The 20,643-nt window shown below is 62.3% G+C and carries 18 protein-coding genes and 1 tRNA gene; 9 read left to right on the top strand and 10 right to left on the bottom strand.

Annotated elements, in window-relative coordinates; all coding sequences use genetic code 11:
- Position 1: 1 nt before the first annotated feature.
- Together serC and gyrA are read right to left on the bottom strand one after the other, a co-directional pair.
- Positions 2 to 1,096, bottom strand: coding sequence for a 3-phosphoserine/phosphohydroxythreonine transaminase (serC, locus tag ACYCUK_RS09130; RefSeq protein ID WP_461594487.1), 1,095 nt, complete (start codon positions 1,094 to 1,096; stop codon positions 2 to 4).
- A 19-nt stretch (positions 1,097 to 1,115) separates the two neighbouring features.
- Positions 1,116 to 3,728: a DNA gyrase subunit A gene (gyrA, locus tag ACYCUK_RS09125; RefSeq protein WP_461594469.1), complete on the bottom strand. Its 2,613-nt coding sequence runs from the start codon at positions 3,726 to 3,728 to the stop codon at positions 1,116 to 1,118.
- 303 nt (positions 3,729 to 4,031) lie between these two features.
- Between gyrA and ompA the strand changes: the two genes are divergently transcribed.
- From ompA to ACYCUK_RS09110, 3 genes are all read left to right on the top strand, one after another.
- Positions 4,032 to 4,718, top strand: coding sequence for an outer membrane protein OmpA (gene ompA / locus ACYCUK_RS09120; protein WP_461594468.1), 687 nt, complete (start codon positions 4,032 to 4,034; stop codon positions 4,716 to 4,718).
- Between the two features lie 113 nt (positions 4,719 to 4,831).
- Positions 4,832 to 5,527 (top strand): bifunctional 2-polyprenyl-6-hydroxyphenol methylase/3-demethylubiquinol 3-O-methyltransferase UbiG, encoded by a 696-nt coding sequence (gene ubiG / locus ACYCUK_RS09115; RefSeq protein WP_461594467.1) that lies wholly within the window; start codon positions 4,832 to 4,834, stop codon positions 5,525 to 5,527.
- Positions 5,524 to 6,183: an HAD family hydrolase gene (locus tag ACYCUK_RS09110; protein WP_461594466.1), complete on the top strand. Its 660-nt coding sequence runs from the start codon at positions 5,524 to 5,526 to the stop codon at positions 6,181 to 6,183. Before ubiG ends, ACYCUK_RS09110 begins: the two co-directional genes overlap by 4 nt.
- Positions 6,184 to 6,269: 86 nt before the next feature.
- Here the strand turns inward: ACYCUK_RS09110 and ACYCUK_RS09105 are convergent, their stop codons facing one another.
- The 6 genes from ACYCUK_RS09105 to yjgA all read right to left on the bottom strand — a co-directional run bounded on the left by ACYCUK_RS09105 (position 6,270) and on the right by yjgA (position 11,002).
- On the bottom strand, positions 6,270 to 6,656 hold the full coding sequence (locus ACYCUK_RS09105; protein ID WP_461594465.1) for a YccF domain-containing protein: 387 nt from the start codon (positions 6,654 to 6,656) through the stop codon (positions 6,270 to 6,272).
- A gap of 67 nt (positions 6,657 to 6,723) precedes the next feature.
- On the bottom strand, positions 6,724 to 7,776 hold the full coding sequence (locus ACYCUK_RS09100) for an ABC transporter ATP-binding protein (protein WP_461594486.1): 1,053 nt from the start codon (positions 7,774 to 7,776) through the stop codon (positions 6,724 to 6,726).
- 49 nt (positions 7,777 to 7,825) lie between these two features.
- Positions 7,826 to 8,638 carry an ABC transporter permease gene (locus tag ACYCUK_RS09095; protein WP_461594464.1) on the bottom strand — a complete coding sequence of 271 codons (813 nt, stop codon included), beginning with the start codon at positions 8,636 to 8,638 and terminating at the stop codon, positions 7,826 to 7,828.
- 67 nt (positions 8,639 to 8,705) lie between these two features.
- Positions 8,706 to 9,677 carry an extracellular solute-binding protein gene (locus ACYCUK_RS09090; RefSeq protein WP_461594463.1) on the bottom strand — a complete coding sequence of 324 codons (972 nt, stop codon included), beginning with the start codon at positions 9,675 to 9,677 and terminating at the stop codon, positions 8,706 to 8,708.
- A 163-nt stretch (positions 9,678 to 9,840) separates the two neighbouring features.
- Entirely contained in the window at positions 9,841 to 10,461 is a 621-nt protein-coding gene (gene mog, locus ACYCUK_RS09085; protein ID WP_112486569.1) for a molybdopterin adenylyltransferase, read from the bottom strand.
- Complete coding sequence (yjgA, locus tag ACYCUK_RS09080; RefSeq protein ID WP_461594462.1) at positions 10,442 to 11,002, bottom strand: ribosome biogenesis factor YjgA; 561 nt, start codon at positions 11,000 to 11,002, stop codon at positions 10,442 to 10,444. Before yjgA ends, mog begins: the two co-directional genes overlap by 20 nt.
- Positions 11,003 to 11,111: 109 nt before the next feature.
- Here yjgA and pmbA point away from each other — a divergent pair, with 109 nt between their 5' ends.
- Positions 11,112 to 12,458, top strand: coding sequence for a metalloprotease PmbA (gene pmbA, locus ACYCUK_RS09075; protein ID WP_461594461.1), 1,347 nt, complete (start codon positions 11,112 to 11,114; stop codon positions 12,456 to 12,458).
- Positions 12,459 to 12,640: 182 nt separating this feature from the next.
- A complete protein-coding gene (locus ACYCUK_RS09070; RefSeq protein ID WP_461594460.1) occupies positions 12,641 to 13,723 on the top strand; it encodes a TRAP transporter substrate-binding protein in 1,083 nt (360 codons plus the stop codon).
- A gap of 57 nt (positions 13,724 to 13,780) precedes the next feature.
- Here the strand turns inward: ACYCUK_RS09070 and ACYCUK_RS09065 are convergent, their stop codons facing one another.
- Together ACYCUK_RS09065 and ACYCUK_RS09060 are read right to left on the bottom strand one after the other, a co-directional pair.
- The gene (locus ACYCUK_RS09065) at positions 13,781 to 14,296 is read right to left on the bottom strand and encodes a dihydrofolate reductase (RefSeq protein WP_461594459.1); all 516 of its coding nucleotides are present in this window, start codon (positions 14,294 to 14,296) and stop codon (positions 13,781 to 13,783) included.
- A 9-nt stretch (positions 14,297 to 14,305) separates the two neighbouring features.
- Positions 14,306 to 15,139, bottom strand: a complete 834-nt coding sequence (locus ACYCUK_RS09060; RefSeq protein ID WP_461594458.1) for a thymidylate synthase — start codon at positions 15,137 to 15,139, stop codon at positions 14,306 to 14,308.
- A gap of 195 nt (positions 15,140 to 15,334) precedes the next feature.
- Between ACYCUK_RS09060 and ACYCUK_RS09055 the strand changes: the two genes are divergently transcribed.
- The 4 genes from ACYCUK_RS09055 to thrS all read left to right on the top strand — a co-directional run bounded on the left by ACYCUK_RS09055 (position 15,335) and on the right by thrS (position 20,618).
- Positions 15,335 to 16,228 carry an alpha/beta fold hydrolase gene (locus ACYCUK_RS09055; RefSeq protein WP_461594457.1) on the top strand — a complete coding sequence of 298 codons (894 nt, stop codon included), beginning with the start codon at positions 15,335 to 15,337 and terminating at the stop codon, positions 16,226 to 16,228.
- Positions 16,218 to 18,428 carry a RelA/SpoT family protein gene (locus ACYCUK_RS09050; RefSeq protein ID WP_461594456.1) on the top strand — a complete coding sequence of 737 codons (2,211 nt, stop codon included), beginning with the start codon at positions 16,218 to 16,220 and terminating at the stop codon, positions 18,426 to 18,428. The genes ACYCUK_RS09055 and ACYCUK_RS09050 overlap by 11 nt, the downstream gene beginning before the upstream one ends.
- 29 nt (positions 18,429 to 18,457) lie before the next feature.
- Positions 18,458 to 18,534, top strand: a tRNA-Val gene (locus ACYCUK_RS09045).
- Positions 18,535 to 18,710: 176 nt separating this feature from the next.
- Positions 18,711 to 20,618: a threonine--tRNA ligase gene (gene thrS / locus ACYCUK_RS09040; protein ID WP_461594455.1), complete on the top strand. Its 1,908-nt coding sequence runs from the start codon at positions 18,711 to 18,713 to the stop codon at positions 20,616 to 20,618.
- Positions 20,619 to 20,643 lie beyond the last annotated feature (25 nt).

The following is a 20,643-nucleotide window of genomic DNA, read 5'->3' as shown; positions in this document are numbered from 1 at the left end:
GTCAGTGGCTGCGCTCGAACTCGTGCATGTAATCGACCAAAGCCTGGACGCCGGCCAAGGGCATGGCGTTGTAGATGCTGGCACGCATGCCCCCCACGGACTTGTGGCCTTTGAGCTGGAGCAGTTGGCGTTGCTGCGCCCCTTGCAGGAAGGCGTCGTTCAGGCTCGCGTCGCGCAGAAAAAACGGCACATTCATGCGCGAGCGGCATTCGCGCGCGACGCGGCTGGTAAACAGCTCCGAGGCGTCGATGCAGGCATAGATCAAATCGGCTTTCTTGCGGTTGCGCTCGGCGATGGCGGCGATACCCCGCAGTGCGTCTTCGGTCTGGCGCTTGACCCACTGGAACACCAGCCCCGCCACATAGATGGCATAGGTTGGTGGGGTGTTGTACATGGAAGCGTTCTTCGCGACCACGCCGTAGTCGAAGGCACTGGGACAGGAGGGCAGGGCGTGGCCGACGATGTCGCGATGGACGATGACCAGCGTCAGGCCGGCGGGGCCGATGTTCTTTTGCGCCCCGGCATAGATGCAGGCATGGGCTGCGACGTCGATGGGGCGCGACAGGATGGTGGACGACATATCGGCCACCAGTGGCAGGCTGAACTGGGTGGGCACGACGTGGAACTCCACGCCATCGATGGTTTCGTTGGCGCAGTAGTGCAGATACTGCGCGTCATGCCGCGGATTCCACATGTCCAGCGGCGGAATCAAACCATAGCCCGTGGTGTCGTGGGTGCTTGCTGCCAGATGCACGTCGCAGAATTTGCGCGCTTCCAACTGGCTTTTCTGCGACCACGAACCCGTGACGACGTAATCCGCCTTGGCCCCGCGCGACAGATTCAGCGGCACGATGGCGTTTTCGGCCAGCGCGCCGCCCTGCATGAACAGCACGTGGTAGTCGGCAGGGATGGCCAGCAGTTCCCGCAGGTCGGCCTCGGCCTGGGCCAGGATGCTGCCGAATTGCGGGCCACGATGGCTCATTTCCATCACGCTCATGCCGCTGCCATGCCAGTCCAGCATCTCGGCGGCAGCCTGTTGCAAGACCTCGTCCGGCATCGCGGCCGGCCCGGCGGAAAAGTTGTAGGGGCGTTGCAGCATGGTGGATGGCAGCCGCTCAGGCATCGTCGCTGGAATCTTGCGGCGGTTCGACGCCTGGCTCGGAATCCGGCTCGGCCTCGATCACCTGGGCATCCGATTCCGCCACGCGCTGCACGCCGATGAGCTGTGCCTTGTCGTCCAGGGCGATGAGCGTGACGCCCTGCGTGGCCCGGCCGAGTTCGCGGATCTCGGCCACGCGGGTTCGCACCAGAACCCCCGTGTCGGTGATGAGCATGATCTCGTCATCCGCGCGCACCAGGCAAGCCGCCACGACCTTGCCGTTGCGCTCGCTGGTCTGGATGGCGATCATGCCCTTGGTGCCGCGGCCGTGGCGGGTGTATTCGACGATGGAAGTGCGCTTGCCGAAACCGTTTTCGGTGGCCGTCAGCACGCTCTGGCTCTCGTCCTCGGCCACCAGCATGGCGATGACGTTCTGCCCGTCCTCCAGATTCATGCCGCGCACGCCGCGCGCCTCGCGGCCCATCGGGCGCACATCGTTTTCGTCGAAGCGCACGGCCTTGCCGGAGTCGGAGAACAGCATCACGTCGTGCTGGCCGTCGGTGATGGCCACGCCCACGAGGTAGTCGTCATCGTCCAGCCCGCAGGCGATGATGCCGGCGGTGCGGCGGTTGGCGAAAGCCGACAGCGGCGTCTTCTTCACCGTGCCGCGCGCCGTGGCCATGAAGACGAAATGATCCTCGTCGAACGCCTTCACCGGCAGCACGACCGTGATTTTTTCGCCTTCCGCCAGCGGGAACAGATTCACCAGCGGCCTGCCGCGCGAGCCGCGCCCACCCTGGGGCGCTTCATACACCTTCATCCAATACACCCGGCCGCGATTCGAGAAGCACAACAGCATGGCGTGGGTGTTGGCGACGAAGAGCTGATCGATCCAGTCGTCTTCCTTGGTTCCGGTGGCCAGTTTCCCCCGGCCGCCGCGGCGCTGGGCGCGGTACTCATCCATGGGCTGGCTCTTGATATAGCCCACGTGCGAGATCGTCACCACCATGTCTTGCGGGGTGATCAGGTCTTCGATGTCCAGCTCGGTCGCGTTCGGCTCGATGGTCGAGCGGCGCGCATCGTTGAATTCAGTCTTGAGCGCGGCCAACTCGTCGGCAATGATGACGGTGATGCGCTCTGGCTTGGCCAGGATGTCGAGCAGATCGGCCACCTGCGCCATGACATCCTTGTATTCCTGCACGATCTTGTCCTGCTCCAGGCCAGTCAGCCGCTGCAGGCGCATTTGCAGGATTTCCTGGGCCTGCACGTCGGACAGGTGGTAGCCATCGGTCTTCAGGCCATAACGCGGGTCCAGGTCGTCAGGCTGGAAATCAGCGGGATTGCCCTCGACACGCGCCAGCATGGCACGCGCCTCACCCGGCGCCCACACCTCGGCCAGCAAGCCTTCCTTGGCGATGGGCGGCGTGGGCGCGGCCTTGATCAGTTCGATCATGCGGTCCAGGTTGGCCAGGGCAACGGCCAGGCCTTCGAGCACATGACCGCGCTCGCGCGCCTTGCGCAGCTCGAACACGCTGCGGCGGGTGATGACCTCGCGCCGATGCTGCAGGAAGGCGGCCAGCATCTGCTTGAGGTTCAGCAGGCGCGGCTGGCCGTCCACCAGGCACACCATGTTGACGCCGAAGGTGTCCTGCAACTGCGTCTGCTTGTAGAGCTTGTTGAGCACCACCTCGGCCAGTTCACCGCGCTTGAGTTCGATCACCACGCGCATGCCGGATTTGTCCGATTCGTCCTGGATGTGGCTGATGCCCTCCAGCTTTTTCTCCTGCACCAGTTCGGCGATGCGTTCCAGCAGGGTCCGTTTGTTCACCTGGTAGGGAAGCTCATCGACGATGATGGCCTGGCGCTGGCTGCGATCGATGTCCTCGAAGTGGCAACGTGCGCGCATCACCACCCGGCCGCGCCCGGTGCGGTAGGCGTCGCGCACGCCGGTCAGGCCATAAATGATGCCGGCAGTCGGGAAGTCCGGTGCCGGGATGTGCTGCATCAGTTCTTCGACATCCGCTTGCGGATGACGCAGCAGATGCAGGCAGCCGTCGACCAACTCCCCCAGGTTATGCGGTGGAATATTGGTGGCCATGCCCACAGCAATGCCGGCCGAACCATTGAGCAGGAGGTTGGGAATACGCGCCGGCAAGACCAGCGGTTCCTGCTCGGAACCGTCGTAATTCGGGCCGAAATTCACCGTTTCCTTATCGAGGTCGGCCAGCATTTCATGGGCAATCTTGGCCAGACGGATTTCGGTGTAGCGCATCGCCGCGGCGTTGTCGCCATCCACCGAGCCGAAATTGCCCTGGCCGTCCACCAGCATGTAGCGCAAGGAGAAATCCTGCGCCATGCGCACGATGGTGTCATAGACCGACTGGTCGCCGTGCGGGTGGTATTTACCGATCACATCGCCCACGATACGGGCCGATTTTTTATACGGCCGGTTCCAGGAGTTGCTGAGTTCGTGCATAGCAAACAACACCCGGCGGTGCACCGGTTTCAAGCCGTCGCGCACATCCGGGAGGGCGCGCCCGACAATCACGCTCATCGCGTAATCCAGGTAGGAACGGCGCATTTCTTCTTCCAGACTGACTGGAAGGGTTTCTTTGGCGTAGGCGGACATTCGGGACCCAGTGCGGGGCACTGCTGCGGGTTTGCATGAGCAGTGCTATTTCAAATCAAGCCTTCAATGGTAGCAGCGCGGTTTAGGGCTGAATCGGCAATGACGCACTCTCGAATCTTGCTGCCTGCGGTTAAGGCATCCGATCGGTGATGTCCATAAATGTCATCGAACTCACAGAGGCGATGTGGCAGAATTGACACGGCTGATGACTGATCCCGGCGCAGGTCTGTAACTCGCAGGCTTGACGCTCTATGATGTCCGTATAAGATTGATTGCGGTCCTTACTTTTGAGAGGAAAGAACGATGATTAAAGCCAACGAATTCGCAAAACTCCTGGTCGTGACGGCGCTAGCCGCCACAGCAAGCACGGTTGCCTTCGCTCAAGACGCGAAAACCATCGACAACTGGAAGGACCCGTTCGGTCTGGTCTGGAAAAATGGGGACAACACTCTGTGCTGGCGCGACAACTTCTGGACTCCGGCAACTGCCGCCGAGGGCTGCGATGGTGCCATCGTCGCCAAGGCCGTGGAACCTGCTCCGGCTCCAGCCCCGGCACCTGCCCCGGCTCCAGCACCTGCCCCCGTGCCTGCTCCTGTGCCCGTGAGCGAGAAGGTCACCTATTCGGCGGACGCCTTCTTCCAGTTCAACAAGGCTGTTCTGCAGCCAGCCGGCAAACAATCGCTGGACGATCTGGCTGACAAGATCAAGGCTGTCAATCTGGAAACCGTCATCTCCACCGGCTACACCGACAGCTTCGGCAGCGTTGCCTACAACCAGAAGCTCTCGCTGCGTCGTGCTGAAGCGGTCAAGGCTTATCTGGTGAGCAAGGGCATTCCTGCTGACAAGATCTACATCGAAGGCAAGGGCAAGACCGATTTCCGTGTCGACCCCAAGAGCTGCAAGGGCACCTTCAAGAAACAGATCGAGTGCCAGGCACCTAACCGCCGCGCTGTGGTCGAGATTGTTGGCTCACGCACTGTGACCAAGTAATCAAGATCCGTCTCGGTTCGAAAAGCCCCGCTTCGGCGGGGCTTTTTTTTGAGCCGGGCGGATAGCATGGAAAGCTGTCGACAATCTTCCAGCACATCCAGAAGGGATCGAACATGAATGCTGAAGCTGCGGAGTTGAAAAAATTCGGAGATGCGGCGCATCGCTGGTGGGATTTGAATGGCGAGTTCAAGCCGCTGCATGACATCAACCCGGTGCGGTTGGATTGGATCCAGAGCCATGCCAGCTTGGCCGGTCGCCGCGTGCTGGATATCGGCTGTGGCGGCGGCATACTCAGCGAGTCGATGGCCGCCGTCGGCGCGCAGGTCACCGGCATCGATCTGGCGGAGAAAGCGCTCAAGGTGGCGGGGCTTCATGCACTGGAATCCGGCCTGTCCGTGGACTACCGGCTGATCTCCGCCGAGCAGCTCGCTTCCGAGCAAAAAGGGCAATTCGATGTCGTGTGCTGCATGGAAATGCTGGAGCACGTCCCGAATCCGGCCTCGGTCGTGCAAGCCGCTGCAATGCTGGTGCGCCCTGGTGGCTGGGTCTTTTTCTCCACCATCAATCGCAACGTCAAGGCGTTCGCCATGGCCATTCTGGGCGCTGAATATCTTTTGCGCCTACTGCCCAAAGGCACCCATTCCTATGCCAAATTCATCAGGCCCAGCGAGCTTGCAAGCTGGGCACGGAGCTCGGGCCTGGAGCCCGTTGAATTCAAGGGCCTGGAATTCGGCTTGCTGGACCGGACATTTCGTCTCGGCGCGAATGTCGACGTGAATTATTTTTTTGCGTGCCGGCGCGCAGCATGACGCCGCCTTTCCAAGCTATCTTGTTCGACCTGGACGGAACGCTGGCCGATACGGCGCCAGATTTGGCTGCTGCACTCAACCGCATGCGCCTGGAGCGAGGCATGGAGGCGTTGCCATTGGCGTTGTTACGGCCCATGGCTTCGCATGGGGCGCGGGGCCTGATCCAGGTCGGTTTCGAGTTGGGGCCGGACCACGCCGGGTATCTACCGCTACGCGATGAGTTTCTGCGCAATTACGCGCAAGACATCTGCGTCCACACGCGCCTGTTTCCCGGCGTTGAGCGGGTCCTCCGGCAACTGGCGGATCAGGCGATTCCATGGGGCATTGTCACGAACAAGGTGGCCACGCTGACGCATCAGCTGCTGGCTTGTATGCCGCTGCCATTCCCGCCTGGCTGTGTCGTGAGCGGGGACACCACAGCCAAACCCAAACCTGCACCCGATCCGCTTTTGCATGCGTCTGCCGTGCTCGGTGTGCCTGCGCAACGGTGCCTTTATGTCGGCGATGATTTGCGCGACATGCAGGCCGCGCATGCGGCTGGCATGGGAGCTGTGGCGGCTGCTTATGGCTATTGCGGCCACCAGGAGCCGCGCCATTGGGGCGCGCAATTCATTCTGGACGAGCCAACGCAGCTGCTCCAACTCGGTTTGATCTGATCGCCCCGAGGGGATCAGGGAACTTCGGGCGGCGGTACTTTTTCTCAGCGCGCAATGCAATGGGCACTCGCGCGGCCCAACATCAATCAATCCACGATGGGGACGATCTGCTTGCCGTAGGGGAAAAATGAAAGTGCGGCAAGCTTGATGTGTTGAAGCGCAAAGGGTATGCCGATGATGGTGATGGCACACAGCACCGCCGAGATCAAATGCCCCAACGCCAGCCACCACCCGAAGAAAACGGCCCAGATCAGATTGCCAATGGTGCTCAGGCCAGCGGCAACGGCCCCCTCTGGCTTGTCCACAACGCGCTGGCCGAAGGGCCAGAAGCTGAATGTGCCAATGCGAAATGCCGCGACCGCCCAGGGGATGCCGACGATGGTGATGGCGCAGAGCAGGGCTGCCAACCACCAAGCCAGGCCCATGAAGAAGCCGCCAAGAACCAGCCAGATGATGTTGCCGATGAGTCGCATGGTTGGGGTTGAAATGCGGAGCTTGAGAACCAGGATGCTGAAGTCTACCCACCTGATGCATCAGGCTTCAGGCAGGCAGCACATGCATGGCCTCTGCGGCAAGGTGCAAGCGCAGCGTGTGGCCAGGCGCCAGGGGCCAGCCTCGCAATTGCCAGGGCAGGACGTAGGCCAGGATGTCGAGGCGGTCGCCCAAGCGACAGTGCAGTTGCACGACCGAAGCCAAGTCGGTGCGTTCGACAAGTCGGACCTCGAGTTGGTTGGGGCTGTCTGGTTCTGCTTGCCCTGGAGCGATGAGTTGCAAGTCGGCAGCGCGCACGCACAGGCGCACGCGGGCACCCATTTGCAAGTCGGCAAGCTCATCGCCGCGCAGGGCCTCGATCCAGCAAGCCTCGGGTTCCAAGCCGAGGCGTATCCGTACCGTGCCGTTGTCTGGCAAGGCCGCAACGACACCCTGCCAGATGTTTTCAACGCCCAGCAGTTGGGCCGACCGCAGACGGGCTGGGTGCGTGAACATGGCTGAAGCCGGGCCGATTTGCAGCAGTTCGCCCGCATCCATCACTCCCACCAGCTGCCCAAGGGCCATGGCCTCGGCCGGATCGTGCGTGACGACGATGGAGGGCGCCGAACAGGCGCGCAAGTGGCGTGCCAACTCGTCGCGCATGGCTGGGCGTGTCGCCGGGTCAATGGCGGAGAGTGGCTCATCCAGCAGCACGGCATCCGGATTGCCCGCCAGGGTTCTTGCCAGGGCCACGCGCTGGCGCTCACCGCCGCTCAGTTGCCCTGGGCGGCGCGCGGCCAGGTCGCGGAGCTCGAAGCGATCGAGCAGGGTGTCGAGGTTCTCGCTGGCAAGTCGCCCGAATTGCAGGTTTTGGCCGACGGTCAGATGCGGAAACAGGGCGTCCGTCTGGAACAGATAGCCAACGCGCCGGGCTTCGGGTGGGGCATGGGTGCAATCCCTTCCGGCCAACAGAACCTTGCCCGCCCGCGGTTTCAGGAAGCCGGCGATGGTTTCGAGCAGCGTGGTTTTGCCGGCGCCGTTGCCGCCAAGCAGCGCCAAGGTCTGCCCCGGCCCCAGGCGAAAGCTGATGGGCTGGCTGCGGTAGCTGCCGACGGCTGTCACCAAGGCAGCCAGCTCGAGTGTCTGCTGTGCCGGCGATTGCGTTGTCAATTCATCGCGCCGCAGCAGGTTCGACGCGGCGGTCCGAGTGGCGTCCATAAGCCAGCAGACGCAGAGCCCAGAACAGGCCGAGCACGATGACGAGGAACAGGACCGAGGCAGCCACCGATTCGTTCAGACCGGCCTGGAGGAACAGGTCGTAGATTTTCACGGGCGCCGTCATCGGATAGTAGGCGAGCAGAACCACGGCGGCAAACTCGCCAATGGCACGCGCAAAGCAAAGCGTCAGCCCCGTCATCACACCACGCCAAGCCAGGGGCATGCTGACACGGTAGAACGTGGCCCATGGCCCCGCGCCCAGGCTGCGCGCCGCCTTCTCGATGCGTGGATCGACCGCCTCGAAGCCGACACGCGCGGCGTTCACGGCGTAGGGCAGGCCAACATAAGCCATGGCCAGAACCACGCCGGCGAACGTGCCCCAGAACGTCAGGCCAATGCTGGCGGCGGCGGGGCCGAGCCAGCCATTGCGCGAAAACACCAGGAGCAAGGCGATTCCGGCAATGGTGTGGGGAATGGTGAGCGGCAAATCGACCATGGCTTCGACCACCGCTTTGCCGCGAAAGCTCTGGCGAGCCAGCACATATGCAAGCGGCAAGCCGAACAGCATGGAGAGGGATGTTGCCAGCGCCGCGCCTTCCAGACTCAGCAAAAACGAATCGCGAATGCCGGCGTGCATGGCAGCGTCGCGCAGTTGCCCGAGCGTTGGCCGCAGAAGCAGCGCCAGCAGTGGCAACGAGATGAAGCTCAGGACCAGGCAGCCCGAGAGCCAGAAAATCCAGAACATCAATCCGCGGCGCGATGTCATGATGGCTTCGAGGTCGACGTCCTAAGCCCGGGCGTCAGCCTGCGCGCCGGAATGGTGGCGTCGCAGGTCACTGCCCGGGCCATGCAACCGTCATTTTGCGCAAGGATGCGGGCATTTTGGCGGCGTATTGCGCATAGGCTGGGTGCACCGGCGTGAAGCCATTTTGCGCAATCAACTTCTGGCCTTGCGGGCCGAGCAGATAGGCAATGAACTCGGCAGCCAGTTTGGGGTGAGGGGCTCCGGTTGGAATCGTCAGCGCATAGACAATGGGCCTGCCGGGCAATGCGCCGTTCGCAGTTTCGGCCGTGCTCTTGGCGTAGTCCGCGGCGTACTTCGGATCGCTCAGGTTGATCTGCGCGGGCAACCGGATCGACTCCAGGTGATGCTGCAGCGCGTCCGACTGGTAGATGGCGAGGTAGTCGATCTGGCCGAGTTGCAGTGCGGCGATCAGGTCGGTCTCGGTATCGCGCATATTGGTTGTGGGCGCGTTCGCCAGCACCTTCTGCTCGAGTTGCGGATCGTGGTAGTAGCTCGAAGCCAGGTCGAGCATTTGCAGGGTCTGGTAGCCGGAAGGATCGGTGTTCGGGTTGGAGCGGCCGATCTGCACGCCGGGCTGACTCAAGACCTGATACCAATTGCTGGCGTTGATCTTGCCGGCATCCTTGCTTTTGGGCGTGTAGACGAAGGTGATGGCGTTGCGCAGAAAGCCGATCGACCAGTCCGCAGTCGCGGCCTGGTCACCCTTGGCGTACATGTATTTGGGGATGACCGAGTAGTCGGCCACGGCCACGACATCCGCCGGGGTGTGCAACTGGGTCACCATTTTGACCATTTTCACGCTACCGCCGAATTGGGGCTCCACGGTCACGCCGGGGTGTAACTTCTCGAAGCCTTTCGCCGCCTCTCTGAAGGTCTTCCCCAGGGTTCCGGCTGCAAGGACGCTGAGGGTGGTTGCACTGGCTTGGGCGGCCGTTCCCAGCGCCAAGGCGCCGAGTAACAGTGCGACGAGGGATTTGTTCAACTGCTTGGATTTGTGCATGGCTGTCTCCGCGTTTCAGGGGGCTGGTAGCCTGCTCGAGCTTGAACTACCGCTCGCGTTGTTGTTGCAGGCGATAAACATTCCAAGCATATCGTAGACGTGAACCCATCCGGACGTCATGCAAGGTTTTCCGCTGCGATTGAAATCCGGCGATGCTGCGAGTTCAGCCTTTGGGCCGCTGAGCAGATTTCGGGCGGAAGGCGTCGCACACGGCTGGATCGCATTCCAGATACGGCCCACCGATCAGGTCGACGCAGTAGGGCACTGCGGCAAACACGCCGCGAACCGTCACGGCCCCTTCGGCATTGCGCAGGCCTTCGAGGGTCTCGCGGATGGACTTCGGCTGGCCTGGCAGGTTGAGAATCAGGCAGGTTTTGCGAATGACCGCGACCTGGCGCGACAAAATCGCCGTCGGGACGAAGTTCAGGCTGATGCGCCGCATTTCCTCGCCAAAGCCTGGCATGAGTTTGTCGGCGACATCCATGGTGGCCTCCGGCGTGACGTCGCGCACAGCCGGACCCGTGCCGCCGGTGGTCAGCACCAGATGGCAGCCAAGGTCGTCCACCAGTTCGCGCAAGGCTTGGGAGATTTCTGCGCGCTCGTCGGGAATCAGCCGTTCGGTGTAATGCACCGGGTTGCGCAAGGCGCGGCCCAGCCATTCGCGCAGGGCCGGCAGGCCTTGGTCGAGGTACACGCCGCTGGAAGCACGGTCGCTGACGGAAACCAGGCCGATGTGCAGGCCGTCGAGGGCTGCGGACTGGATCTCAGAGGTCGTCGGGTTCATCGTCTTGCGGCTCGAGCAGGGTTTTGAGGGTTTGATAGAGCGCCCGATACTGGCGCGGCGGTTTGCCTGCGGCTTGTTCCGCGCGCGTCGCGCGCACCAGCTGGCGCAGCGCCTGGGCGTCGGCGTGAGGGTGTTCCTGCATGAAGGCGGTGAGCGCGTCGTCGCCCTGCAGCAGGCGTGTGCGCCAGTCTTCGAGCAGGTGCATGCGGGCCACGGCCTCGCGGTTCTCGCCCGTTGCGTCGAGCAAGGCCTGGCGCAGGGGTTCCGGGTCGACCTTGCGCATCAGTTTGCCGATGTACTGGGCATGCCGCCTGCGTCCTTCGTGGGCATGAATGCGCGTCAGTTCACGCAGTGCGTCGCGCAGCGCTGCGGGTACGTCGAGCAGGTCGATGCGGTGATTGGGGAGGGCAGCCAGGCGCTCCCCCAAGTCCTGCAAGGCCTGCATCTCGCGTTTGAGCTGGCTCTTGCTGGGGCCTGCGTCGTCTGCCGACGAAGCATCCGCAGCATGCGGGGTGGTGTGATGGAAGGGCGGGGATTTCATCGGCTCGTATTATCGTTCGCTGTTCTGTCGCATCGCATCGTTGCTCTGGTTTTCACAAGAACAGGGCTTGCGTCAACTCGACACTTTCCGTTCCAAACAAAGGTTCAATGTGGGCCAATTTTCCTTTTCCAAATCTCAATTTCAAGACTTGGCAGCGTTGGCGTTGGCCGAGGCTCGCAGCGCCGGCGCCAGCGACGCGGCGGTCGAGGTGTCCGAAGGCCAGGGCTTGAGTGTGAATGTGCGCCGTGGCAAGGTGGAGCAGGTTGAGCACAACACCGACAAGGGGCTCGACATCACGGTTTACGCAGGCCGGCGCAAGGGGCATGCGAGTACCTCGGACTTTTCCCCTGCAGCGATACGCCGTACGGCACTTGCCGCTTTCGACATTGCGCGCTACACCGCCGAAGACGATTGCGCCGGTCTGCCCGAGCCCGAGTTGCTGGCGAAGGCAGTACGCGACCCGCAGCTCAACCACCCTTGGGATATCTCGGTGGAAGACGCTGCCGAACTGGCACGCCGCTCCGAGGACGCAGCATTCGCCACCGATGGCCGCATCCGCAACAGCGAGGGAGCCAGCGTCTCGGCCCAGCACATGCATTTCGTGCTCGCCAACTCGCGCGGCTTCTCCAATGGCTATGCCACCACGCGCCACAGCCTGTCCTGCGTGCCCATCGCCGGACGGGGCAACGATATGCAGCGCGACTACTGGTACAGCAGCAAGCGCCGGGCGTCGGAGTTGGCATCGCCCGAAGTGGTGGGCCGTTACGCCGCCGAGCGCGCGCTGTCGCGCTTGCGCGCCCGCAAACTGCCAACCGGGCAGTATCCGGTGTTGTTCGAGGCGCCCATCGCCGCAGGGCTCATCGGCTCGCTGGTGCATGCGGCAAGCGGTGGCATGCTGTACCGCAAGGCCTCATTTCTGGTCGACCATCTCGGCAAGCCGGTGATGGCCAAGCACCTTGACCTGGCCGAGGATCCCAAGGTTGCGGACGGCATGGGCACCGCGCCATTCGACGACGAGGGTGTACGCACAAGTGCCCGCCGCGTGGTGAAAGCCGGGCGGCTGGAAGGCTATTTTCTTTCCACCTATTCCGGGCGCAAACTCGGCATGCCGACCACAGGCAATGCCGGCGGTCCGCACAACCTGATGCTCACCAGCCGGCTGACCCGGCCTGATGACGATCTGGCGGCCATGTTGCGCAAGATGCATCGCGGCCTCTTGGTCATCGAACTCATGGGCCATGGCGTGAATTACGTGACCGGCGACTATTCCCGTGGCGTCATGGGTTTCTGGGTGGATGGCGGCGTCATTCAATACCCCGTGCAGGAAATCACCATCGCCGGGAACTTGCGCGACATGCTCCTGGGCATTGCAGCCGTGGGAGCTGACGTCTACCAAAGCGGCAGCAGATCAACGGGCTCCATTCTTCTGGATGCCATGACTGTGGCCGGCAGCTGAACGCGCCGCCCGGGCTTGCCGGGCGACTCACACGACTGATCACCTTCATCATTTCCGAGGCTGATCTTCGGGTAAGCCAGAGGGCAATTTTGTTGTAACCAGTCAATACAATGAGCGTCAATCTGTACGAGACGAGTACCGAGACTGCAAATCACTTCACAACTTTTGAGGGAGACTCCACGATGGAACGTCGTTCATTCGTCAAACATGCTGGTCTGGCAGGCATTCTTGCCGCTGGCACGGCCCCGGCCGCCGTGATGGCGCAGCAAACCGTGCGCTGGCGCCTGGCTTCAAGCTTTCCCAATTCGCTCGACACGATTTTCGGTGCGGCCAGCATCTTCTCGCAGAAGGTGAAGGAAGCCACCGACGGCAAGTTTGAAATTTCGGTGCATGCCGGCGGTGAACTCGTTCCGCCCTTCGGCGTGGTCGATGCCGTGCAGCAGGGCACGGTTGAGTGCTGCCACACCGCGCCGTATTACTTTTTCGGCAAAGACCCGACCTTCGCGCTGGGTTGCGCCGTGCCCTTCGGCATGAATTCGCGCCAAATGACGGCCTGGATGTATCAGGGCAATGGCCTGAAGCTCATGCGCGAGTTCTACGCCGGCTACAACATCATCAACTTCCCCATGGGCAACACCGGCGCGCAAATGGGCGGCTGGTTCCGCAAGCCCATCAAGAGCCTGGCCGACATGAAGGGCTTGAAAATGCGCATCGGCGGCTTCGCCGGCAAGGTGATGGAGCGCATCGGCGTGATTCCGCAGAACATCCCTGGCGGCGATATCTATCCTTCGCTGGAAAAGGGAACCATCGATGCAGCGGAGTGGATCGGTCCTTATGACGACCTGAAACTCGGCTTCTACAAGGTCGCCAAGAACTACCTTTACCCCGGTTGGTGGGAAGGCGGTCCCGAGTTGGATCTGTTCGTCAACACCAAGGCCTGGAGCGCGCTGCCCAACGACTACAAGGCTGCCGTCGAATTGGCTGCTTCACACGCTCATGTCAACATGCAAGCCATGTACGACGCGCGCAACCCCAATGCGCTGCGCGAACTGGTGGGCAAGGGGGCCAAGCTGCAGCCTTTCCCCAAGGACGTGATGGAAAGTGCCTACAAGGCGGCCAATGAGCTGTATGCCGAGTTGTCGAGCAGCAATGCGAATTGGAAGAAGGTCTACACCGACTGGGCCAAGTTCCGCAACGACGACATTCTCTGGTTCCGCATTGCCGAGAATGAGTTCGACCGCTTCATGATGACGCGCAAGCTGTAAAGCTGCATCGTTTGGCATTCGGCTCAAGCCGCCCCAAGGGGCGGCTTTTTTGTGGCATCAAGCTTTGCGTTCGTAAAGGACGAAGTCGAACGCGGGGAGATTGCCCTGGGCGGGATGCGGATCGCGGCTGACTTCGACGAAGGCGTCGCGGTTCCAGGCCGGAAAATACACGTCGCCCTGCGGCTCGGCGTGAATCTCGGTCAGCCACAGTTGTTGCGCCAGCGGGATGGCCTGGGCATAGATTTTGGCACCGCCGACGATGAAGACTTCGGGTGCTTCGGCGCAGATGCTCATGGCGTCCGACAGCGAGGTCGAGGTTTCAGCACCAGGCGCGATGAAATCGGCATCGCGGCTGATGACCACATTGCGCCTGCCCGGGAGCGGCCTGCCGATGGATTCCCAGGTCTTGCGCCCCATCAGGATGGGGTGACCGAGGGTGACGCGCTTGAAATGCGCCAAGTCTGCCGGCAGATGCCAGATGAGCGCGTGGCCGCGCCCAATGACCTGGTTATGGGCCACTGCGGCAATGATGGCCACGCGCGGCCCGGTGTTTTGATGTTGAGGGATTGGCACGGGGATGTCTCAGATCGCGACCGGCGCCTTGATGGCTGGGTGATGGCGGTAATCCAGCACCTCAAAGTCTGCCAAGGTGTAGTCGAACAGGCTGCCGGGCTTGCGCTGGATGCGCAGCACCGGCGCGGGGAGGGGCGGGCGCGAAAGCTGCAGGCGCACTTGCTCGAAATGGTTGTGATAGATGTGGCAATCGCCACCGGTCCAGATGAAATCGCCCGCATCCATGTCGCATTGCTGCGCCACCATATGCGTGAGCAGCGCGTAGCTGGCGATGTTGAACGGCACGCCGAGGAAAAGATCGGCACTGCGCTGGTAGAGCTGGCAACTGAGCTGCGGCCGGCCACCGGCTTGCCCCGGCGGGCCCACATAGAACTGGAACAGCAGGTGGCAGGGCGGCAGCGCCATCTCGCCAATTTGGCCGACATTCCACGCACTGACGAGATGACGGCGCGAATCCGGATTGCGCTTCAGGCCCTCGACGAGTTGGGCGATCTGGTCGATCTGGCGCCCATCTGGCGCCGGCCAGGCGCGCCACTGCACGCCGTAAACCGGGCCAAGTTCGCCGTTGGCATCGGCCCACTCGTCCCAGATGGTGACGCCATGCTCATGCAAGAAACGCACGTTGCTGTCACCACGCAGAAACCAGAGAAGCTCGACGATGATGCTCTTGAGGTGCACTTTCTTGGTCGTCACCAGCGGAAACCCCTGGCGCAAATCGAAACGCAGTTGCGCACCGAACAGGCTGCGCGTTCCAGTTCCTGTGCGGTCGGCCTTGTCGGCACCGCCGCGCATCACCTCGCGCAGCAAGTCTTCATAGGGGCTGGGAATGATGGGATTTGTCATGATGTTCGGCGCGACGGTGCGGGCGAATCCAGCTGGCGCGGGGTCGCTGCAATCCGTAGGCCAATCGGCGTTCTCGATCGGGTGACTCGTCAGTGTATTCAGGTTGATGGGTCGGGCCGGGGGATCACACGGAACCATGCCACGGTCTAAGATCAAATCCCGCAGCCATCGACCTCAGACCTTGCGAGCGCCACCATGACCGACCCAAGCCAGCCCAGGCTCGACTTCGTGCAGTGCCTGCATGCCGGTGGTCTGCACCGCATGGCTTATTGGGAATGGGGCGCGCCCGACAACCCTGACGTGGTGGTCTGCGTGCATGGCCTGTCCCGGCAAGGACGCGATTTTGACCAACTCGCGCGGGCCTTGCAGAACCGCTTCCGGGTGATCTGCCCTGACGTGGTCGGTCGCGGCAAGTCGGACTGGCTGGAGCAGCCCATGCTCTACCAACTGCCGCAATACGTCGCCGACATGGTCACCCTGCTGGCGCGGCTGAAGGCGCGGCGCGTCGGCTGGGTGGGTACATCCATGGGAGGGCTCATCGGCATGGGGCTTGCCGGCCTGAAGCGCAGCCCCATCGACGCATTGGTGCTCAATGACATCGGCCCGTCCATCGCGCCGGGTGGCTTGCAGCGCATTGGCAGCTACGTCGGCCAACCCAATGCGTTCGCCACCGTGGCCGACGCAGCCACCTATCTCGCGTCCATCTCCGCCGGCTTCGGCCCTCATACGGACGAGGAGTGGCTGGAACTCAGTCGTCCGATGGTCGTGCCGCACGAGGGCGGCTGGCGTCTGCACTACGACCCCAGCATTCGTGCCCCCATGGCGCAAAGCACGCCTGAGGCCGCACGGGCTGGGGAAGCGGCACTCTGGGCCTTGTATGACAGCATCGCCGCGCCGACGCTGGTGTTGCGCGGGGCGGATTCCGATATCTTGGCCCGACCCACAGCGCTCGCCATGACCGAGCGCGGCCCGAAAGCCAGCCTCATCGAACTGGCTGGGGTGGGGCACGCGGCGACACTCGTCCACGCCGACCAGATTGCGGCCGTCGACGCCTTTCTCAGCCGACACCTGGCAGCCCATGTTGCCTGACTTGTCCCTTGAGCCAGTGCCGCTGGGTACGCCTGGCTCACGTGTCGCTGACGCGGCCCCCGAGCTGCAAACCAAAGCGCGGGCGTTCGCATCGGCCTTGCTGGGTGGCGTGGAGATGGAAACCGGCGAGCCGGTCTTGCTGCATGCGGATGGCGCCTGCCGCATTCTGAGCGCCATCGGCGCCGACGCCCAGTCCCAAGCCGCCGCCTATCTCAGCCAGGCAGCCACGCAACTCGCCAAGCCCGAAGAGCAATTGACCAAGGCCTTCGGCCGCGAACTCGCCGTGCTGGCGATGGAAAACCGCAAACTGGTCGATGTGTTCCGCGTCGCCCGTGGCGTGTCGGAGCAGGAAACCGCGCAAGAGGCGGCGCATCACCAGGAGTTGATGCGCCGCCTCTTGCTCGCTTTCTCGCAGGACTTGCGCGTGGTCATGCTGCGCCTGGCGTCTCGCTTGCAATCGCTGCGCTACTACGCCGGTTGTGATCGACAGCCGACCACCGAATTCACCCAGGAGTCCCTGGAGGTCTATGCGCCGCTGGCCAACCGGCTGGGTCTGTGGTCGCTCAAGTGGGAAATTGAAGACCTCGCTTTTCGCTTCGCCCAGCCGCAGGCTTATGCCCGCATTGCGCGCTGGCTCGAACAACATGGGGCACAGCGCGAAGCCCTCATCGCCGAAGCGGGGCAGCAATTGCGCCTCGCGCTGGCCGAACAGGGCCACCGTGCCCAGATCAGCGGGCGCAGCAAACACATCTACAGCATCTGGCGCAAGATGCAAGGCAAGTCGCTCGGGATCGATGAGGTGATGGATCTGCTTGCGCTTCGCGTCATCGTGCCATCGGTCGATGCCTGCTATGCCGCGCTCAGCACGGTGCACTCGCTCTGGACACCGGTCGACACCGAGTACGACGACTACATCGCCAAACCCAAACCCAACGGCTACCAATCGCTGCACACCGTGGTTCATGGCCCTGGAAACGTGCCCATCGAAATCCAGATCCGTACCCAGGAGATGCACGACCATGCCGAGCAAGGGTTTGCCGCGCACTGGGCCTACAAGGAAGCTGGCGTGCAGGGCTATCGAGGTGTTTTGGCCGCCTCGGAATACGACGCCAAGATTGCCTTGGCGCGTCAACTGCTATCGCTGCAGCGGGAACTGGTTGAGCGCGGAATGCCAGTGCACACAGATCCATTGAGCAGCAGCGCCGCCAAGTTGTTCGACGACCGCATCTACGTGCTCACGCCCCAGGCCCGCATCGTCGAACTGGCCAGCGGCTCAACCCCGGTGGACTTCGCCTACGCCGTGCACACCGACATGGGGCACCGCTGCCGCGGTGCTCGCGTGGATGGTGCGCTCGTCCCTTTGACCACGCCCTTGCGCAGCGGGCAGACGGTGGATATTGTCGTCGCCAAACAAGGCGGCCCGTCACGTGACTGGCTCAACCCCGAACTCGGTTTTCTGCAAACCCAGCGTGCGCGAGCCAAGGTGCGTGCCTGGTTCAACGCCCAGGTCATCGAGCAAACGTTGACCAGCGGCCGTGCGCAGGTCGAAAAGCTGCTGCAGCGCGAGGGCAAGACCGGCGTGAACTTGCAGGAACTGGCCGCCGGACTCGGATTTCGTAGCCCCGAACAACTGTTCGAGCGCGTGGGTAGCGATGCCTTGTCCCTGCGTCAGATTGAAACCCATCTGCGCGGACAGGACGCAAGCCATCCGACCGAAGCCGACATCGACCTTCCGCTCAAGCCACCCAAGCCCCAGCAACATGCGGGCGTGCTGGTGGTCGGCGTCGATGCCTTGCTCACGCAACTCGCCAAATGCTGCAAACCAGCCCCGCCCGATGCCATTTGCGGCTTCGTCACCCGCGGGCGCGGCGTCTCGGTGCATCGGGTCGATTGCCCGAATGCACGCAACCTCACCCGCCAGCATCCTGAGCGCGTCATTCCCGTCACCTGGGGCGTGCGCAGCAATGCCGTCTATCCAGTCGACCTGATCGTCGAGGCCTCGGATCGGCAGGGCCTGCTGCGCGACATTTCCGAAGTGTTTTCGAAAGAAAAAATCAACGTCATCGGTGTGCAGACCCAGAGCCGCGGCGATGTTGCGCACATGTTGTTCACCGTGGAGCTGCTTGGACTGGAGGGTTTGCAACATGCCCTGGGCATGCTGCGCGACGTCAAAGGCGTGCGCAGAGCGGCACGACGTTGAGGCAGCTCATGCTAAGATTTTAGGTTCCCAGGCGGTTAGCTCAGATGGTTAGAGCGCTTGCTTGACATGCAAGAGGTCGTTGGTTCGATTCCAATACCGCCTACCAGTCTTTCTGCGAGCTTCCCCGCGAACTTGCGCACACACAATAACTGCGACACCATGGTTATGACACCGCGAACTTGCCCCAAGCCTTGAACAACAGGGTTAGGTTCGCGCGGCTCCTTCCAGGGGCTACTGAAAGTGCGGCTTGACCGCACTTTTTCATTTCCAGAGTCACACGCCATGCCTCAAATCACGCTTCCCGACGGCTCTGTTCGTCACTTCGATGGTGACGTCACGCTCGCGCAAATCGCTGCTTCCATTGGTCCGGGGCTAGCCAAAGCGGCGCTCGCAGGCAAGGTTGACGGCCGTCTTGTCGACTTGAGCCACACCCTCAGCCACGACGCACAAGTGGCCATCGTCACCGACAAGGACGCGGAAGGGCTGGACATTATTCGCCATTCCACAGCCCATTTGCTGGCCTATGCGGTGAAGGAATTGTTCCCGCAAGCCCAGGTCACCATCGGCCCGGTGATCGAAAACGGCTTCTATTACGACTTTGCCTACAAGCGGCCATTCACCCCGGAAGACCTGGTGGCGATTGAAGCCAAGATGGTTTCCCTTGCCGCGCAGGACGAGCCCGTGTCGCGTCGGGTTTTGCCGCGTGACGAGGCCGTCGCTTTTTTCAAGGACCAGGGCGAGATCTACAAGGCTGAAATCATCGCCAGCATCCCCGCAGGCGAAGATGTCTCGCTCTACACCGAAGGCCGGTTCACCGACCTTTGCCGCGGCCCGCATGTCCCTTCCACCGGCAAGCTCAAGGTGTTCAAGCTGATGAAGCTTGCCGGCGCCTACTGGCGTGGCGACCACCGCAATGAGCAGTTGCAGCGCATTTACGGTACGGCCTGGACCCGCAAGGAAGACCAGGCCGCCTACCTGCAGCGATTGGAAGAAGCCGAGAAGCGCGACCACCGTCGCCTGGGCAAAGAACTCGACCTGTTCCACTTCCAGGATGAAGCGCCGGGCCTCGCCTTTTGGCATCCCAAGGGCTGGGCGCTGTGGCAGGCGGTCGAGCAGTACATGCGCCAGGTCTACCGTGACAGCGGCTACCAGGAAGTTCGCTGCCCCCAGGTGCTGGATGTGAGCTTATGGAAGCGGTCCGGTCACTGGGACAACTACGCCGAGAACATGTTCTTCACCGAGTCGGAAAAGCGCGAGTACGCGCTCAAGCCGATGAACTGCCCTGGCCATGTGCAAGTCTTCAACACGGGCTTGCGCAGCTATCGCGACTTGCCGCTGCGCTACGGCGAGTTCGGTGCCTGCCACCGGAACGAACCATCGGGCGCGCTGCACGGCCTGCTGCGGGTGCGCGGTTTCACCCAGGACGATGGGCACATTTTCTGTACCGAAGATCAGATCGAATCCGAAGTCACCGCTTTTCACCGGCAGGCCATGAAGGTCTACAGTGATTTCGGTTTCACCGAGATCGGCCTGAAAATTGCCCTGCGACCCGAAAAACGCATTGGCGACGATGCGGTCTGGGACAAGGCAGAAACTGCGCTACGCGCGGCGCTCAAGGCTTGCGGTGTGCGTTGGACCGAGCTGCCGGGCGAGGGCGCCTTCTACGGCCCCAAGATCGAATACCACATGAAGGATTCGATCGGCCGCGCCTGGCAGGTTGGCACCATGCAGGTTGATTTCATGATGCCCGAGCGTCTCGACGCGAGCTATGTCGACGAGCATTCGGCCCGCGTGCGGCCCGTCATGCTGCATCGTGCCATCGTCGGTTCGATGGAGCGTTTCATCGGCGTGTTGATCGAGCACCATGCCGGAGCCTTGCCACTTTGGCTCGCGCCGGTGCAGGCCATGGTGCTCAATATCACCGACGATTCCGCCGCCTACGCAGCCGAAGTGACACAAGCGCTGAAAAAACAAGGCCTTAGAGTTGCGTCCGATTTGCGCAACGAAAAAATCACCTATAAAATTAGGGAACACTCGTTGCAAAAAATTCCTTATCTGCTCGTGGTCGGTGATAAGGAGCGCGCATCCCAGGCTGTTGCAGTGCGGGCGCGTGGCAACAAAGACCTGGGTGTGCTTCCCCTGTCCGAGTTTTCCCAAAGAATGCTCCAGGAACTGGCTGATTTGCAATAGCCGGGGTGCACAGTTGTTCTCAGCA

Source organism: Thiomonas sp., from assembly GCF_054608695.1.
The sequence above is the reverse complement of the archived record's forward strand: the minus strand, read 5'-3'. Positions and strand labels throughout refer to the sequence as shown.